Source organism: Paraburkholderia sp. MM5482-R2, assembly GCF_050436125.1.
Classification (GTDB): domain Bacteria; phylum Pseudomonadota; class Gammaproteobacteria; order Burkholderiales; family Burkholderiaceae; genus Paraburkholderia; species Paraburkholderia tuberum.
Genome location: NZ_JBNDLP010000004.1, coordinates 907,556 through 924,650, shown reverse-complemented (window position 1 = coordinate 924,650; position 17,095 = coordinate 907,556). Strand labels below are relative to the sequence as shown.

Annotated in this window: 17 protein-coding genes; 3 read left to right on the top strand and 14 right to left on the bottom strand. The window is 64.9% G+C overall.

The genetic code is table 11. The features are described from left to right. Positions 1-51 precede the first annotated feature (51 nt). The 6 genes from OKW37_RS40280 to OKW37_RS40255 all read right to left on the bottom strand — a co-directional run bounded on the left by OKW37_RS40280 (position 52) and on the right by OKW37_RS40255 (position 6,569). Positions 52-405: a DUF1428 domain-containing protein gene (locus OKW37_RS40280; protein ID WP_184033060.1), complete on the bottom strand. Its 354-nt coding sequence runs from the start codon at positions 403-405 to the stop codon at positions 52-54. Positions 406-542: 137 nt separating this feature from the next. Then, positions 543-878, bottom strand: coding sequence for an AraC family transcriptional regulator (locus OKW37_RS40275; RefSeq protein ID WP_316251738.1), 336 nt, complete (start codon positions 876-878; stop codon positions 543-545). Between the two features lie 80 nt (positions 879-958). Further along, positions 959-2,914 (bottom strand): ABC transporter ATP-binding protein, encoded by a 1,956-nt coding sequence (locus OKW37_RS40270; RefSeq protein ID WP_429402482.1) that lies wholly within the window; start codon positions 2,912-2,914, stop codon positions 959-961. Then, entirely contained in the window at positions 2,914-3,906 is a 993-nt protein-coding gene (locus tag OKW37_RS40265; protein WP_090811125.1) for an ABC transporter permease, read from the bottom strand. The genes OKW37_RS40270 and OKW37_RS40265 overlap by 1 nt, the downstream gene beginning before the upstream one ends. Beyond that, entirely contained in the window at positions 3,903-4,856 is a 954-nt protein-coding gene (locus OKW37_RS40260; RefSeq protein WP_026226132.1) for an ABC transporter permease, read from the bottom strand. The genes OKW37_RS40265 and OKW37_RS40260 overlap by 4 nt, the downstream gene beginning before the upstream one ends. A 132-nt stretch (positions 4,857-4,988) precedes the next feature. After that, complete coding sequence (locus OKW37_RS40255) at positions 4,989-6,569, bottom strand: ABC transporter substrate-binding protein (protein ID WP_429402483.1); 1,581 nt, start codon at positions 6,567-6,569, stop codon at positions 4,989-4,991. A 314-nt stretch (positions 6,570-6,883) separates the two neighbouring features. On the opposite strand from OKW37_RS40255, the gene OKW37_RS40250 reads away from it, so the two are divergent. The 3 genes from OKW37_RS40250 (at position 6,884) to OKW37_RS40240 (ending at position 10,027) form a co-directional block, all read left to right on the top strand. Next, positions 6,884-7,774, top strand: coding sequence for a GNAT family N-acetyltransferase (locus tag OKW37_RS40250; RefSeq protein WP_429354418.1), 891 nt, complete (start codon positions 6,884-6,886; stop codon positions 7,772-7,774). A 260-nt stretch (positions 7,775-8,034) separates the two neighbouring features. After that, complete coding sequence (locus tag OKW37_RS40245; RefSeq protein WP_429402484.1) at positions 8,035-9,435, top strand: aspartate aminotransferase family protein; 1,401 nt, start codon at positions 8,035-8,037, stop codon at positions 9,433-9,435. A gap of 88 nt (positions 9,436-9,523) precedes the next feature. Then, entirely contained in the window at positions 9,524-10,027 is a 504-nt protein-coding gene (locus tag OKW37_RS40240; protein ID WP_090811115.1) for an Lrp/AsnC family transcriptional regulator, read from the top strand. A gap of 93 nt (positions 10,028-10,120) precedes the next feature. Here the strand turns inward: OKW37_RS40240 and OKW37_RS40235 are convergent, their stop codons facing one another. From OKW37_RS40235 to OKW37_RS40200, 8 genes are all read right to left on the bottom strand, one after another. After that, positions 10,121-10,522: a helix-turn-helix domain-containing protein gene (locus OKW37_RS40235; RefSeq protein WP_184068210.1), complete on the bottom strand. Its 402-nt coding sequence runs from the start codon at positions 10,520-10,522 to the stop codon at positions 10,121-10,123. A gap of 11 nt (positions 10,523-10,533) precedes the next feature. Next, positions 10,534-11,706 (bottom strand): NAD(P)/FAD-dependent oxidoreductase, encoded by a 1,173-nt coding sequence (locus tag OKW37_RS40230; protein WP_429402485.1) that lies wholly within the window; start codon positions 11,704-11,706, stop codon positions 10,534-10,536. Continuing rightward, on the bottom strand, positions 11,703-13,079 hold the full coding sequence (locus OKW37_RS40225) for an FAD-dependent oxidoreductase (RefSeq protein WP_429402486.1): 1,377 nt from the start codon (positions 13,077-13,079) through the stop codon (positions 11,703-11,705). Before OKW37_RS40225 ends, OKW37_RS40230 begins: the two co-directional genes overlap by 4 nt. Continuing rightward, complete coding sequence (locus OKW37_RS40220) at positions 13,058-13,369, bottom strand: (2Fe-2S)-binding protein (protein ID WP_184044624.1); 312 nt, start codon at positions 13,367-13,369, stop codon at positions 13,058-13,060. Before OKW37_RS40220 ends, OKW37_RS40225 begins: the two co-directional genes overlap by 22 nt. Then, positions 13,366-14,142 carry an amino acid ABC transporter ATP-binding protein gene (locus OKW37_RS40215; RefSeq protein WP_184005824.1) on the bottom strand — a complete coding sequence of 259 codons (777 nt, stop codon included), beginning with the start codon at positions 14,140-14,142 and terminating at the stop codon, positions 13,366-13,368. Before OKW37_RS40215 ends, OKW37_RS40220 begins: the two co-directional genes overlap by 4 nt. A gap of 18 nt (positions 14,143-14,160) precedes the next feature. Then, positions 14,161-14,817 carry an amino acid ABC transporter permease gene (locus tag OKW37_RS40210; RefSeq protein WP_018422365.1) on the bottom strand — a complete coding sequence of 219 codons (657 nt, stop codon included), beginning with the start codon at positions 14,815-14,817 and terminating at the stop codon, positions 14,161-14,163. A gap of 114 nt (positions 14,818-14,931) precedes the next feature. Further along, complete coding sequence (locus OKW37_RS40205) at positions 14,932-15,735, bottom strand: ABC transporter substrate-binding protein (protein ID WP_184005820.1); 804 nt, start codon at positions 15,733-15,735, stop codon at positions 14,932-14,934. A 77-nt stretch (positions 15,736-15,812) separates the two neighbouring features. Beyond that, a complete protein-coding gene (locus tag OKW37_RS40200) occupies positions 15,813-17,090 on the bottom strand; it encodes an NAD(P)/FAD-dependent oxidoreductase (RefSeq protein ID WP_429402487.1) in 1,278 nt (425 codons plus the stop codon). Positions 17,091-17,095: the final 5 nt, after the last annotated feature.

Below are 17,095 nucleotides of genomic sequence, written 5' to 3'. Positions count from 1 at the left end.
CAGCGGCGTCGGCTCGCGTCTCACTCGAACCGGCGCCATATTTTTACGCCATCACGCGTCGACGATCACTTCGAAACCGCCATAGATTAGCCGCTGACCGTCAAAAGGCATTGGATCTTTTCCCGGTTGCAGCCGTTGGTCGGCCATCACCGCTTTCATCCCTTCGTCTCGAGACTGACGCGACGGCCAGACAACCCAGGAGAACACCACCGTCTCATCATCCTTGCGCTTGATCGCCATTGGGAACGACGTCACCTTGCCCTCTGGCACGTCATCTCCCCAGCACTCGACCACCTTCAACGCGCCGTACTCCTTGAAGACGGCCGCCGCTCTTTCGGCGAACTGCCTGTAAATTTCGCGGTTGGCCGTAGGTACGGGGACAACAAATCCATCGATGTAATTCATTTGCAATCTCCTTGTTTGCACACGCACAGTAGGTGCCGGTTGGCAGCGCATCGCAACACGGCCGCCCATACGCACGACGAGCGGGGAGTCAACAAATCGACAATAGTCGCGTCCCTTTGCTCTGATAGCCTGCGGCTCTATCTGAATGCGCTGCCCGCTTCTGGCGAAGCAACGAAATGCCCCGGCGTCACGCCGACCGCGCGCCGAAAGTGTCGGCCAAGGTGACTTTGATCGAAAAATCCGACTTCGGCAGCGACCTCACAGGGCGGGACGCCGTCACGCAATAGCCGTTTAGCGTGCTGGATTCGCACCAGACACACATAGCGATGAGGCGAAATACCCACCTCTTTGCGAAACAGGGTGGCGAAGCGCGAAACACTCAACCCGGCGGTGCCGGCGAGCGTCGCGAGGCTGACGGGCTGCGCGAACGAACTCTCGATAAAAGCCACGGCCCGCCTGATCGCGCGCGACATCGCCACGGTCCTGTCGCCTGCGCAGTCGTAGAAGACTCCGGTCATGTTCTATCCCCTCGCGCTACGTTTTCGTAGCGGCATCAGACCCGCACCGTGCCGGACTGCGCGAGCACGCTCGCCGCGGCAACACCGTCGGGCGGCCCGCTCTGGTATCGCTCCAGTTCCGCTTCGCTGCGATGGCACAGCACCTGCGCGCCGCTCGCGAGCGTGCGCACGCTCGGCGACGTGCGATTGCAGACACCGTCGATGCGCATCGGGCATCGCGCGAGAAATGTGCAAAGCTCCGGCTCATGAGTCGACTCACCGATCGGCGGCAACGTCTGATGACAACGCTCGCCCGCTTCTTCGAGCCAGCCGGCGCGAAGCTCCGGCGCCGACGACACGAGCAGATGCGAATACGGATGATACGGCGGCGCCGACAACGCGTCGCGGTTGCCCGTCTCGACGCGGTGCCCCGCGTACAGCACGACGATGTCGTCGCTGATCGCACGCACCTTGGCGATGTCGTGCGTGATGAACAGATATGACACGCCGAGCTTCTTTTGCAGATCGCGCAGCAGCTCGAGAATGGCAGCGCCGACCACCGTATCGAGCGCGGACGTGACTTCGTCGCACAGGATCAACTTGGGTTCGGCGGCCAGCGCCCGCGCGAGATTCACGCGCTGTTTCTGCCCGCCCGACAGCTCTCCGGTGCGCCGCTGCGCCAGCTCGGCAGGCAGGCGCACCAGGCCGAGTAGTTCGGCGACGCGGCGCCGCGCGGCCTCGCCCTTCATGCCGTGATAGAACTTCAGCGGACGCGCCAGCGTGCGCTCGACGGTGTGGGTCGGATTAAGCGCGGTGTCGGCGTTCTGGAACACGATCTGGATACAGCGAAACTGTTCGCGGCTGCGGCGGCTGAGGTTGGCGGCGAGCGGCTCACCGTCGAGCAGCAGATTGCCGCGCGCCATCGGCACGAGCCCGGCGATCACCTTCGCGAGCGTCGTCTTGCCCGAACCGGATTCGCCGATCACGCCTACCGTCTGACCACGATCGATCACGAGGTCCACGTCGCGCAGAATGACCTTGTGCGGCCAGCCCTTCGCGTCGGTGCGGCCGTAGCCGGCCGTCAGACCACGCAGTTCGAGCAGCGGCGCGTTCGGCTGGGCTGCGTCGGGAGCCGCCGAGGTGGAGGCAGCTGGGGCCACGGGCGTCACGGCAGCAATCAGACTTTGCGTGTACGGGTGCGCCGGCGCATGCAGAATCTGTTCAGTGCGGCCCGTTTCGCGGATTTCACCATTGCTTAGCACGACGATGCGATCCGCCATCTGCGCGACCACCGCCAGATCGTGCGATACGTAGACGGCCGTCATTCCGCATTGGCGGATCACGCTGCGAAACGCTTGCAGCACGTCGATCTGCGTGGTGACGTCGAGCGCCGTGGTCGGTTCATCGAGGATCACGAGTTCGGGGTCGGTGATCAGCGCCATCGCCGCCATCAGCCGCTGCAACTGGCCGCCCGACACCTGGTGCGGGTAGCGCCGGCCGATCGTCTCCGGCTCCGGCAGCGCGAGCGCGCGGAACAGTTCGACCGCTTTGGCCCGCGCGGCGCGCTTGCTGAGCGTGCCGTGAATCAGCGCGCTTTCGATCACCTGGTCCATGATCGGGCGCGCCGGGTTGAACGCCGCGGCCGCGCTTTGCGCGATGTAGGCAACCTTGCGGCCACGCAATCCCGCGAGCGCTTTCGGCGAGAGCCCGAGCACGTCGGTGTCGCCCACCCGGATCGCGCCGCCCGCGATGCGGCAGCCGCTGCGTGCATGGCCCATCAGCGACAGTGCGATCGTGGTCTTGCCCGAGCCCGACTCGCCGATCAATGCGAGCACCTCGCCGCGCGCAATCTCGAAGTCGATGTCATGCACGATCGTCGTATCCGGCTCGCCGGGCCGGCTTCCCACCACGCGCAGCCCCCGTACCTCGACCAGATTCGACGGGGGTAGCGGCGCGGTCCTCGAGATGGCCTCAAAGGCCGCGTGAGCACGTCTGAAAAAGGGTGCCTTCATCAGTGGCCTCCATCGGCATCAGGCATGCCCTTGCGGCGGCCATGATGCGGCAGTCCGTCGATCAGCAGGTTCACGCCGACCGTGAGGATCGCGATTGCGATCGCGGGCAGGATCACGACCGGCACGCCTTCACCGAGGCCGGCGATGTTCTCGCGTACCAGCGAACCGAGATCGGCATACGGCGGCTGCACGCCGAGACCGAGAAAGCTCAGGCTGCTCAATAGCAGCACGACGAAAGTGAAGCGCAGTCCGGTGTCGGCGAGGATCGGATGAATCATGTTCGGCAGCATCTCGAAGCACGCGATGTAGAGTGCGCTTTCGCCGCGCGCCCGCGCGACCTGCACGTATTCGAGCGTGCCGATATTGACCGCCAGCGAGCGGGCGATCCGGTACGAGCCCGGCATGTAGCTGATCGCCGCGGTCACGATCAGCAACGGCAGTGACGAGCCGAACGCGGCGACGATCATCAGCGCGAACATCTTCGACGGGATCGACGTCACCGCATCGAGCAGCCGGCTCATGGTTTCGTCGATCCGGCGGCCGGCCACGGCCGCCAGCAGTCCCAGCATGGTCCCCGTGAGCGCCGCGAGCAGCGCCGCCGCCAGCGCGAGCACGACCGTCAGGCGCATCCCGTAGATGATGCGGGTCAACATGTCGCGACCCAGGTAGTCGGAGCCGAACGGCAGCTTCGCGCTGAAGCCCGCGAATACGTCAGGCGTGAGGATCGCGCCGATCGAATGCGGCGCGAGCCACGGTGCGAACGCCGCGACGAACAACGCGCAACTGACCATCGCCAGGCCGATCCAGCCGCCGGTCGACAGGTTCATGCGTTGCGCGAGGCTGCGGCGGCGCACCGGTCGAGGCGCCGGGCCTCCGCCGCCGCCCCAGGACCGCGCGGGATCGGCGCCCTCCGGCATCATGCTGCTGCGTTGCACCGGTTCGAGCGCACCGAGCCGGTGAGGCGCATCGGAAGAAGGTCGAAGAATCGTCATGTCCGCAGCCTCGGGTTCGAGATGATGGCGCACAGGTCGGCTAGCAGCACGAGCAGCAGATAGCCGAGGCAGAACAGCAGCGTGCAGGCCTGTACGAGCGGGAAGTCGCGGTTGCTGACCGCGTCGACCATCAGGCTGGCGAGGCCCGGGTAGTTGAAGATGGTCTCGACGACGATCACGCCGCCAAGCAGATAAGACAGGCTCAGCGCGATTGCATTGGCGATCGGGCCGATCGCATTCGGCAGTGCGTGGCGCAGTACCACGCGGGCGGGGCTCGCGCCCTTGAGCATCGCCATTTCCACATACGAAGAACTGAGTTGCTCGATCACCGCGGCGCGTGTCATGCGGGCCATCTGCGCGATCACGACCGCGCACAGCGTGACGACCGGCATCGCATACGCGCGCAGAAAGTCGTGCAGGCTCTCGATCTCACCGCTGTACGACAGCGCCGACAGCCAGTGCAGCTTGACGGCCAGCACCAGCACCGCCAGCGTCGCGATCAGGAACTCGGGCGTGGCGACCAGCGACAGCGTACCGAGGCTCACGATCCGATCGATCAGCGAGTCGCGCTTGACTGCCGCGAGAATGCCCGCCGACACCGCGATCGGCACCGACACCCCGGTGGTGATCGCCGCGAGGGTCAGCGACTTCGGCAGGCGCCCTTCGATCATCTCGGACACCGGCAGATTGCTCGACAGCGACACGCCAAAGTTCGCGTGCAGCAGACCGACGAGCCAATGGAAGTACCGCAGGTATGCCGGCTGGTCGAGGCCGAACTGCAGCCGCAGCGCCGCGACCGTATCCGCCGTCGCCGACTGGCCGAGTGCGGCCTGCGCGGCATCGCCCGGCAACAGGTTGGTGATCACGAAGATGATGATCGAGACAATCAGCAGCGTCAGCGCAGTGACGGCGACGCGCCGGCCGATCAACTGGGCGATATTCCCGTTCATGGGCATGAGCTCCTCGGTTAGGCTGCGCGACACGGCGAGTCATACATGAGCCGTGCCGCTCGGGCGCGCTGCGGCTGCCTGCCGCGAGCGGCGCGGCGGGGGCCACCCGCCGCGTCCGGGCGCTTCAGCGGGTCAGGCGTTCCACCACACGTACTCGGCGAAGTTGAAGCCCATCATCGCGCCGGTAGGCACGGGCTGGAGCCCTTGCAAGTGCTTGTCGTTCGCATCGAGCAGGCTCAGGAAGGTCGGGATGCCAATGCCGCCCTGCTCCGATACCAGCACCTGCATGTCGCCGTACATCTGCTTGCGTTTCGCATCGTCGGTTTCCGAGCGGGCCGCGGCCAGCAACTGGTCGAACTTCGGGTTGTTCCAGCCCGACTCGTTCCACGGGGCGTCCGACTTGAAGAACTGCGTGAACAGCACATCGGCGCTCGAGCGCGGATTGACGTTGCCGAACCCGAGCGGATGCTTCATCCAGTGCGTCGACCAGTAACCATCCGCCGGCACGCGGTTGATGTCCAGGTTCACGCCGATCTTCGCGGCGGACTGCTGCAGCAGCACACCCATCTCGATCGAGCCGTTCGCGTCGGTCGTCGCATAGATCGGCGGCAGCGCCGTACCGATTGCTCCGGCTTTCTGGAAGTGGAACTTCGCCTTGTCCGGATCGTGCGGGCGCTGCGGCAGCGACGCATTGAAGTAGCGGTGTCCGGGCGGAATCGGTTGATCGTTGCCGATCACCGCATAACCGCGAAACACCGCCGAGCGGATCTGCTCACGGTCGAACAGATACTTCATGCCCTGCACGAAATCGGGGTTGCCCGTCAGCGGGTTGTCGCGGCGCATGATCAGATCGGTATAGAGGCCCGACTTGGTCTCGCGCACCTCGTAGCCCGGCGTCGCGGCAATGCGCTGCGTCGCGCGCGGATCGACGGAATTGATCAGGTGAACATCGCCGGACAGCAGCGCATTCACCCGTGCCGAGTTATCGCCGATACCGATCAGCTCGATCTGGTCGAGGTAAGGGCCGCCGCCGGTCTTCCAGAAACTGTCGTTACGGATGCCGACGGTCGAAACGCCGGGCTTGAACGTCTTCAGCTTGTACGGGCCGGTGCCGACGGCCGTCGTGAAGTCCGTCGTGCCGTCCTTGATGATCACGAATTGCGGCGTGGCAAGAATCACCGGCAGGTCCGCGTTGGCGGACGCGAGCGTCAGCGTGACTTCGTTGGGACCGGTCTGCTTCGCCTCCACGAACTGATCGGCCAGCGTCTTCACCTTCGACGCCGTTGCCGGATTCTTGTGACGCATCAGCGAGTAGACGACATCGGCGGGCGCGAGTGGCTTGCCGTCGTGGAACGTGACGCCTTTGCGCAGTTTGATCACCCACACTTTCGCGTCGCTGGTGTCGATCGATTCGGCGAGATTCATCCTCGGCGTCAGCGACGAATCGAGCTGCGTCAGGCTGCTATAGAACATGAAGAAGCGGATGTAATCGGAGCCTGCCGAACCCTTGGCCGGGTCGAGCGTATCCGCGGTCGAGGATGCGTCGTAGGCCACCCGGATCTTGCCGCCTTTCTTCGGCGTGGGTGCCGCGAATGCCGGGCGAGCCCCCGCCAGCAGACCTCCCGCGCCGGTGGCAAGGATGCCGCCGGCGGCCAGCAAACGCATCATGTCACGGCGGCTGAAGCCGCCCGTTTTGATTGGGTCGTCGTACATGCAACTGCTCCTCACTCGGGATTGAACGCGGGGTATCCAGCATTGGTGTTCGACGGCGCTCCGCGTGCTGGTCGCGGCGCGGTGGCATTGCATGAATCGATTTAAGCACTGCAAAAAATGGCGTTGATCGCGTATCGGCGGACTCGACCATTCGAAAACATGGTTTTGAGTGGTCAAAACAGCATGATTTGCCGCTCCTGGCGTTGACCCTGATGTTCTGGACAGGACGCCCCCCACGATGAGAAGTTCGTACTAGTCAATCACCGGGCAACGTGCAACAGTCGCGGCACGGCCGACTATTCACGGAGCGCCCCGTGTCCGATCCAACGCCTCACGCACGTTTCACCTACAGACGCCTGACAGCCGACGACATCCCTGCCGCTCAACGCCTGTCCGCCGCGATTGGCTGGCCGCATCGCCGTGAAGATTGGCGGTTCTCGGCGCGCACCGGGATCGGCTTCGTCGCCGAGACGGCGGGCGCGCTGGTCGGCACCGTGGTGTGCTGGAAGTTCGGCGCGGATCAGGCGACGCTGGGCATGCTGATCGTCGCGCCGGAGCATCGCGGCGTGGGTATCGGCCGCACGTTGCTCGCGCACGCGCTCGACGAGCTTGGCAAGCGTGACATCACGCTCTATGCGACCGAGGCTGGCCTGCCGTTGTGCGACGCGCTCGGCTTCGAGCGCTGCGGCGCCCTCGACCAGATGCAGGGTGCGGCGTTCCGGCCGCCGCTCGTTGCGCTGCCCGCCAACGAGCGGCTGCGCCCGCTCGGGGCGAGCGACGCGCAGCAACTCGTCGCGCTCGAATCACGCGCTAGCGGCCTCGATCGCAGCCACGTACTGCCGCCTCTGCTCGATCTGGCCGACGGTATCGCGCTCGATCGCGACGGTGAACTACTCGGCTTCTCGCTGTTCCGCCGCTTCGGACGCGGCTTCGTGATCGGCCCCGTCGTCGCCAGCGCGTTTCCCGACGCCGTGCGGGCCAAGGCGCTGATCAGCCATTGGCTCGCGCTGAACGAAGGCGCGCTGGTGCGCATCGACGTGCCGCACGGGCACGGCCTGCGCGAGTGGCTAACCGGCCTCGGTCTCGCACGCTCGGAGACGGTCGTGAAGATGCGCCGGCTTGCATCCGCGCCAGCCGATGGCGAGTCGAGCCGCGCCGACCCGGGGCTGCATCAGTATGCGGTGATCGCGCAGTCGCTCACCTGAGCCAGGTGAAGCCACGCTGAACCTGAACCCGCTGCACCGCGGCGCCTCTCTCTTCCACGCGCAAACACGGCCGCTCATGCACGGCAGCGTTGGGGTTCGCCCTGCTATTAAGCACGCCCAGCAGAAAATGCTGTCTGCGGGGTGAAAAACGCTGCGTCGACGCTCTTTAGGCTTTTTTTTGGCTGAACGGCACGCATACGGCTGTCGCTACTATCGAGGGGTGACTCTTACCTGATCGCCACGTGCGGGGAACCACCATCATGTCAAACTCATCGCTGATCGACGCCGACCGCAAGCACCTGATTCACCCGGTCATCAACTATCGCGCGCACGAAGCGCGCGGCACCACCGTACTCGAATCCGGCCAGGGCGCGTATCTGCGCGATATCGACGGCAACGAACTGCTCGACGCATTTGCGGGCCTGTGGTGCGTGAACGTGGGTTACGGCCAACAGAGCATCGTCGAAGCGGCGACGCGCCAGATGATGAAGCTGCCCTACGCGACCACCTACTTCCACTTCTCGTCGGAACCCGCGATCGAACTGGCCGAAACACTGGTGTCGCTTGCGCCCGCTTCGCTGCAGCACGTCTATTTCACGCTCGGCGGCTCCGATGCGATCGACTCCGCGATACGCTTCATCACGCATTACTTCAATGCAACGGGGCGCCCGGCGAAAAAGCAGATGATCGCGCTCGAACGCGGCTATCACGGATCGTCGTCGGTCGGCGCGGGGCTCACTGCGCTGCCCGCGTTCCACCGCAACTTCGACCTGCCGCTGCCGCACCAGCACCATCTGCCGTCGCCGTATGCGTACCGTCAGCCGCAAGGCGGTGACGCGCAAGCGCTGATCGCCGCATCCGTCGCCGCGCTCGAAGCGAAAGTCGCGTCACTCGGAGCGGAGAACGTCGCCGCGTTCTTCTGCGAGCCGATCCAGGGTTCGGGCGGCGTGATCGTGCCGCCGGTCGGCTGGTTAAAGGCGATGCGCGACGCGTGCCGCCGCCTCGACATCCTGTTCGTCGCCGACGAGGTCATCACGGGCTTCGGTCGTACCGGCCCGCTCTTCGCGTGCGAGGCCGAACAGGTCGAGCCTGATCTGATGACGGTGGCGAAGGGGCTGACCTCCGGTTATGCGCCGATGGGTGCGGTGCTGATGTCCGACGAAATCTACCAGGGCATTGCAGGCGATGCGCGCGATACCGCGGTCGTCGGTCACGGTCAGACCTACTCCGCGCATCCGGTAAGCGCCGCCATCGGGCTCGAAGTACTGCGTCTCTATCAGGAGGGCGGTCTGCTCGCGAACGGCATCGCGCAGGCACCGCGCTTTGCCGCCGGGCTCGACGCGCTGCTCGCTCATCCGCTGGTGGGCGACTCGCGTCATCGCGGGCTGCTCGGCGCGCTGGAACTGGTCGCGGACAAGAACTCGCGGGCACGCTTCGATCCGTCGCTGAAGCTGCCGGACCGGATCACGGCCGCAGCCTACCGCAACCGCCTCGTGTTCCGCGCATTCGGCGACAGCATTCTCGGTTTCGCGCCCGCGCTGTGCTTCGGCGAGGCCGAGTTCGAACAACTGTTCGGCCGTCTGCGGCGCACGCTCGACGACGTGCTCGAGCAGGCGGAGGTGCGTGCCGCATTGCGCGGCGCGAGCCGCGCGGCCGCCTGAGCGCGTGATAACATCGGCCTGCGCGTTGCTTGACCAAGGCGAAGCGCAACGAAGCGAAAAGCAGAACCTTCGACGGGCAGACCGATACATGACGACAAGCGGCGACACGAAGCTGGACCGGATCGACCTGCGTATTCTTTCGCAACTCCAGAAGAAAGGCCGTATCACGAACGTCGAGCTTGCGGACGCCGTGGGGCTCTCGCCGAGCCCCTGTCTGATTCGCGTGAAAAGGCTTGAAAAAGCCGGCTATATCGTCGGCTACGGCGCACATATCCAACTGCAGAAACTCGGTGACGTGCAGATCGTGTTCACCGAGGTCACGCTCGCCGACCATCGTCGCGAAGACTTCGCCAAGTTCGAGGCGGCGATCCGTCCTGTGGACGAGATCATTGAATGCCATCTGGCGAGCGGCGGCTACGATTACCTGCTGAAGTTCGTCACGCGCAGCGTCAATCATTATCAGAGCGTGATCGAAGGGCTGCTGGAGCGCGACATCGGCATCGAGAAGTATTTCAGCTACGTCATCATCAAGACGCCATTCGTGAAATCCGAATACCCGCTGGAAACGCTCTTCTCGCAGCAGCATCAATGAAGCGGTGACGGTTTCGGCTGCGCGCAGCCGGCCCGATCGGGTCGAATGCGTTCGAAGCCACCGGCGCGACGCCGGTGGCCTGTCGACTTGCAGTCAACCATTCGCGCTCAGCCATTCCCCCGGCGTTCTGCCAAGCACACGTTTGAAGTGCCGGCATAGATGGCTTTGATCGAAGAAGCCCACCTCGGTCGCGACGATCGACGGCGGCAAGCCTCGTCGCAACAGGCACTGCGCATGCCGTACGCGCACTAGCCGCACATATTGCTGCGGCGACACGCCAATCTCCGCGCTGAAGCGCACCGCAAACCTCGAAATGCTCAACTGCGCGACGGCAGCCAGTTCGGACAGGCTGATTGGCTCGGCGAAACAGGCATCGATGAAGTCGAGCGCACGCTGCACGGCGCGGCTCACGCGATTCGGCGCGCGCGTCGGATGACGGCTCGCGCCCGCAAGCTCAGGCGTGGATGATGACGAAGTTGGGCTCAGGCTCAGCATCGACGCTCCGCTCACGCAACGCGCGACGTGGGCGGCACTGTCGGTGCCGTCTCCCGACTGGTCGCGAAGCGGCGGATGTCGAACGGCTCGAGCGGCGTGCTGGTGGCGCCGGTGTCGATCAGTTCGGCCATCGTGTCGCCTACGCCCGGACCAAGCTGAAAACCGTGGCCGCAAAAACCGAACGCATAGAACAGTCCGCTGGTCGTCCCGCTTGCACCCATGATCGGCTTGTCATCGGGCATATAGCCCTCCACGCCGCTCCACACCCGGATGATGCTCAGCTTGCGCAGCATCGGCGCGACCCGCTGCAGCTGTCTGAACTGCAGCAACGTGCTTGACGGGAGAACCTTCGCGCGACGCTCGTCGAGATACGCAGGCGCACGCGCGCAACCGCCGATCACGATATTGCCGCGCGCGACCTGGCGGAAATACACCACCTCTTCGATCTGCGGCGACGACACGCCGACCACCGGCTGGATCGCATACGGCACGGGTTCGGTAACGGCCATCTGTGGACCGTTGACGGCGATCGGCACCGCTTCGCCAAATTGCTCCGACAGCAGGTTGCCCCACGCACCCGCCGTGATCAGCAGCACGGGCGCATGGAACGTGCGGCCGTCGGCGCTCGTGGCGCGAAACTCGGCGCCCTCTTTTTCCACCGTCACGACATCGCAGTTTTCGACGATCCGCGCACCGAGCCGAGCCGCGGCGCGGGCGAACGCGGGCGCCGCGAGGCGCGGATTCGCGTGCCCGTCCATCTGCGAATAGGAGCCCGCCAGCACCTCCGCACCGAGAAACGGAAACCGCGCGCGCAGCGCGTCGCCGCGCAACAGGTCGAGCTTGAGACCGTAGTGCGCGGCCTCCTTCGCATAGGTTTCGAACTGGTCGGCCTGCTCTTCGCGATAACAGACGCGGACATGGCCCGACATCAGAAACTCGGCGTCGTGCTGGATCAATTCCGGCAGACGCCCCCAGATTTCGCGCGAACGGTTCGCCAGCGGCAACTGCGGCAGAAAGCGCCCTTGACGGCGCACGTTACCGAAGTTGGTGCCGCTCGCCTGCTGCCCGACGAGCTGGCGCTCGAGCAGGATCACCGAGCGGCCCCGCTGCCTCAGAAAAAATGCGGCGGACGCACCCATGAACCCGCCGCCCACGATCAGAACATCGGCTTGTGCACGGTTCACTCGGTATCCTCCACGGTCGCGATGGCCAGCGGCTTTACCGGCGCCTGTCCACGAAGTCTGCCAACCTGCTCGAGCGGCACGTTCGCCGCCGCCGCGATCACCTCCGCACCCGCATGGCCGCAGTAACGTCCCTGACAGCGCCCCATACCGACACGGCTAAAGGCCTTGGCACGGTTCGCTTCCTGCGCGCCTTCATCGCGCACCACGCGGCGCAGTTCGCCCGCGGTGATGCCTTCGCACCGGCAAACGATCGTATCGTCGGACAGACGCGCCGCCTGCGCGGCAGGCCACGCAAACGCCTCTGCCAGACCCAGCCGGAAGCGATCCATTTTGCGCTGTTCGCGCGTCAACGCGTCGAGCGTGGTCGCCGCAACGGGCCGCCCGAGATCGCTCAGCGCAGCGTGGGCCGCGAGCCGTCCGGCGACCTCGGCGCCGTCCGCGCCGAGCACGCGCGCGCCATCGCCCGCGATATAGACGCCCTTTTCGCTACTGCGACCGAGTTCGTCGAGTTGCGGCACCCATTGCCGCGTGATCGCGTCGAAACGGAACGCACAGCGCGCGAGATCGGCAAGCTGGGTTTCCGGCCGCAGGTGATAGCCGAGACCGACCGCGTCGCATTCGACCTGCGCGACGTTGCCGCGCGCATCGCGAAAGCGTACGCCAAGCACGCCGTCGTCCGGAGTGCCGAGAATTTCGAGCGGCTCGATGCCGTTTTCCACCCGCACGCCTGAGCGCTTCAACGCGCTCACGAGCGCGCGGCCCTTGCGCAATACGTCGACGCGCGCCAGCAATTTGGGCAGCGCGCGCAAGCGCGCACCGGTCTTCGACGTGTCGAGTACTGCCGCTACCCTGGCGCCCGCCTGCACATACTGGTTCGCGACCAGATACAGCAATGGGCCGGTACCCATGAAAACGACCTGACGGCCAATCGCGCAGGCCTGCGACTTCAGCGCGATCTGCGCGGCACCGAGGCTGTAGGTACCGGCGAACTGCCAGCCTTTGACCGGCATCAACCGGTCGGTCGCGCCGGGGCACAGGATCAGCGCGTCGTAGCGCAACACGCTCGCGTGCCCTTCATGCACGATATGCAGCTTGCCTTGCGCGACGTTCCACGCCAGCGTCTGCGGACGGTAATCGATCTGCGGGCGCAGTCGCTCGAAAGTTTGATGGAGATTCTCCGCGCGCGCGGCTTCCGTGCCGTACAGCTTCGAATACGGCCGCGTGAAGCCATCGGGCTGACGCCGGTAGATCTGGCCGCCATCGCGCCTGCCTTCGTCGACGACGATCGGGCGGATGCCGGCCGCCAGCAGCGTTTGCGCGCAGCGCACCCCTGCAGGCCCGGCGCCGACGATTACGATGCGAGGTTCGGCCATTGCGCCTCCGGTTGCGTCGTGACGACGCGCATGCCTGCTTCGACCACCGTGGTGCAGGCGCGCAGCCGCTCGCCGTCCGCGGTCCATACCCAGCAGTCCTGACACGCGCCCATCAGGCAAAAACCCGCGCGTTGTTCCGCGCCGAACTCGGACTGCCGCACATGCCGCACCGAGCACAGCATCGCAGTGAGCAGCGTGTCGCCGGCCAGCGCTTCGACCGGCGCGCCGTTGATCGTCAGTTCGACTTTGGCGCGAACCGTCTCGCCTACGCGTACGAATCTGCCGTTCATGCCGCGGCTCCTGCCATACCGTCGGGCGCCACATGAGCGTCGCTGCGATTGGTCAGCACGTGGCGCAGGAACTCGCGGGTGCGCGCCTCGCGCGGCGAGCCCAGCACCTGCTGCGCCGTGCCCTCCTCGATGATGAGCCCCGCGTGCAGAAAACACACCCGGTCTGCCACCTCACGCGCAAAGCCCATTTCGTGGGTGACCACCAGCATCGTCATGCCTTCCCGTGCGAGGGTGCGCATCACGCCGAGCACTTCGCCGACCAGTTCTGGATCGAGCGCCGAGGTCGGCTCGTCGAACAGGATCGCCTTCGGCTTCATCGCGAGCGAGCGCGCAATCGCCACCCGTTGCTGCTGCCCGCCCGAAAGCTGATGAGGATAGGCGTGCAGCTTGTGGCCGAGCCCCACCTTGTCGAGCAGTTCAGACGCTTCGCGTTGCGCGTCCGCGCGCGCGAGGCGCTTGACATGCACCGGCCCTTCCATCACGTTCTCGAGCGCCGTACGGTGCGGGAACAGGTTGAAGCGCTGAAACACCATGCCGACCTGGGTGCGCAACTGGTTGATGTTACGCGCGCGCTGTTCGACGCGCTCGCCGAGCAGACGAATTTCGCCTTCGTCGTATGACTCCAGCGCGTTAATGCAGCGCAGCAGGGTTGACTTTCCCGAGCCCGACGCACCGATCAGGCAGACCACTTCGCCCTGGCGGACGTTGAGCGAAATGCCCTTGAGAACGGGTACGGTGCCAAAGCTCTTGTGCACATTCGTGATTTCGATCATCGCATCCTCACTTCGCACTTATCTCGCCCTGTGCCGACCGAAACGTCGTTCAAGCGTGCGGGTCATGCTCATCAGCGGCAAGCTCATCGCGAGATAGCCGAGCGCGACGAGCGTATATACCGTCAGATTCTGAAACGTCGACGACGCGATCAGTTGGCCTTCGCGCGTCATTTCGGCGACCGTGATGGTCGACGCGAGCGATGAATCCTTCAGCATCATCACGAGCGTGTTGCTGTACGGCGGCAGCGCGACCTTGATCGCCTGCGGCAGGATCACCCGTATCATCGTCTTCACGCGGCCCATGCCGATCGACTGCGCGGCTTCGTACTGACCCGGATCGACTGCCTCGATACCCGCCCGGAAAATTTCCGCGACGTAAGTCGAGTAACCGAAACCAAGCCCAATGATGCTGGCCTGCAGCGCCGACACCTGGATGTGGATTTCCGGCAGCACGAAGTAGATGTAGAACAGCAGCACGATCATCGGCAGGCCGCGCACGACGTTGATCATCGTGCTCACACCGCGTACGACGAGGGGATAGCGCGACATCTTCAGCAATGCCCAGGTCAGGCCGAGCACGGTGCTCAACACCAGACAACCCAGCGTGATGACGATGCTCATCACCGCGCCTTGCAGCAAAATCGGTACAAAGTCGGCTATATCTTGCCAGTGCATGTCGTGCCTTCCATTGCTCTTCGTATTCGTTCAGTCCGCCGCGCCGCTGCGCGACGGACCTGGCAGGACGAGTCCCGCGTCGCCGCGGGCACGGCTCCTTTCACGCGAAGCCAATCAGCTCACGAGGTGCCACTTTTTGAGGATCGCGTCGAGCGTGCCGTCGGCCTTCATCTTCGTCAGCGCGTCGTTGATCTTCGCCATCAGCGCGCTGTTGCCCTTCTTCACCGCGATCGCGATGTCGAACTTTTCCATCGGCACATACGCGTCGTCGACCCGCGTCCCCGCCATCGCGCCCGCTGCTTCCTGGGCCTTCAGGATCGGATAGTCGTTGAAGCCCGCGACGATGCGGCCTAGCGCGACATCGCGCGTCATGTCGGCGGGGCTGTCATACATCTTCACTTCGGTGAAGATGCCGAGTTTCTTCAACTGATCGCCGTAGTCGGTACCGGTCGGCGCCCCGATCGTCATGCCCTTCAGGTCCTGCACCGAGTGATAGACCGCCTTGTTCGTGTCCTTCACGATGATGCCTTCGCCAAACGCCGTCACCGGCTGCGAGAAATCGACCACTTCGGCGCGCTTCGGCGTCGGCGTCATGCCGGCAACGATGATGTCGATCTTGCCCGATACCACCGACTGGATCAGCGCCGAGAACGGCACCGCGTCGTACGACACGTTAAAGTTTTCGCGCTTGCCGATCTCCTTGACGACATCCGGCATCAGGCCTTCGATCTGCTGCGTCTTCACGTTCATGAACGTGGTCGGCGCGCTCGACGGCGGCGAGCCGGCGGTGAGCGTCGCCGTTTCGGCAGCGTGGGCGGCGCCGAACATCATCGTCATCGCGAGGCCCGCGCCGGCGGCAAAGCGCTGCACAGTGTTGAAGCGGACGGCGGCTGCAGGCTGGAACATGAAACGCAACATGGGGATTTCCTCTGGGAATAGTGATTTTCAATCTACGCGCTGCCCGACCATCTAACGGTAGCGATCAGTCGATCCATTCAATGCAGTACATCCTGCAACCTGTAATACGCGCCGACGAGCGGCAGAAACCACGCGCGTCCAAAATGTCCTGGAATCGCGGGCCATTCGAGCGTTCGCCACGGATTGCGCGAGGCGGCGCCGAACATCACGTCTGCCATCAGACGACCCATGTGCACGGACATCTGCACACCGTGGCCGCTGTAGCCCATTGAATAGAACAGTCCTTCATGCTGGCCTGCGCGCGGCAGCCGGTCGGCCGTCATGTCGACGAGGCCGCCCCAGCAATAATCGATGCGCACGTCGGCCAGTTGCGGGAAATAGCCCGCGAGCCCATCACGCAGAATCCGCCCACTTTTCTCGTCCGAACGCGGATTCGACATCGCGAAGCGCGCGCGGCCGCCGAACAGCAGACGCTCGTCCGGCGTCGCACGAAAATAGTTGCCGATGTTCAGCGTCGTCACATACGAGCGGCGCGTCGGCAACACCGCATCGAGGCGCGCCTTGCCAAGCGGCTCGGTTGCGACGATGAAGCTGCCGACGGGCGCGATGCGGCGCCGGAACCATTGCAGCGGACCGACCTGCGACGTGCCGGTGGCAATCAGCACGCGCTCGGCGCGTACCGTCCCGAGCGGACACTGCACGTCGAACGCGTTGCCGCCGAGCGGCTTGAGATTCGTCACCGGCGTGTTCTCGTAGATCTGCGCCCCACGCCGTGCGGCTGCCGTGCCGAGACCCACGCCGAATTTGCCCATGTGCATCTGCATGCCGTTGCGTTGCACGAGGCCGCCGAAAAAGCTGTCCGACCCGACCTCGTTGCGAATCTGCTCGGGCGGCACGAGTTCGACATCGGAATCGACTTCGCGCCGCAACACCTCGTACGACTTCGCGAGCGACGCGAAATGCTGCGGTTTAGCGGCGAGTTTGATCTTCCCGGAGTGGCGCAGATCACAATCGATCTGCTCCTCCCCGATGATCGTTTTCACCGTTTCGACGGCGCCGGCATACGCACGGTAGAACTCCGACGCGCGTTCGCTGCCGATGCGCGCGGACAACGCCGCGTAGTCCTGCGCGACGCCCGTATTGCAGTGGCCGCCGTTCCGGCCCGATGCCTGCGCCGCGAGTCGGCCCGCCTCGAACACGATCACCGACATGCCACGTTTGGCCAGCTCCAACGCAGCCGACAGCCCGGTGAAGCCGCCGCCGACCACCGCAACGTCCACCCGCTGCGGTAGCGGACCCTGGGCGCCGCCGGTAAAGCGTGGCGCAGTGTCGAGCCAGTAGGAGTCGAGCTTCATCGTGA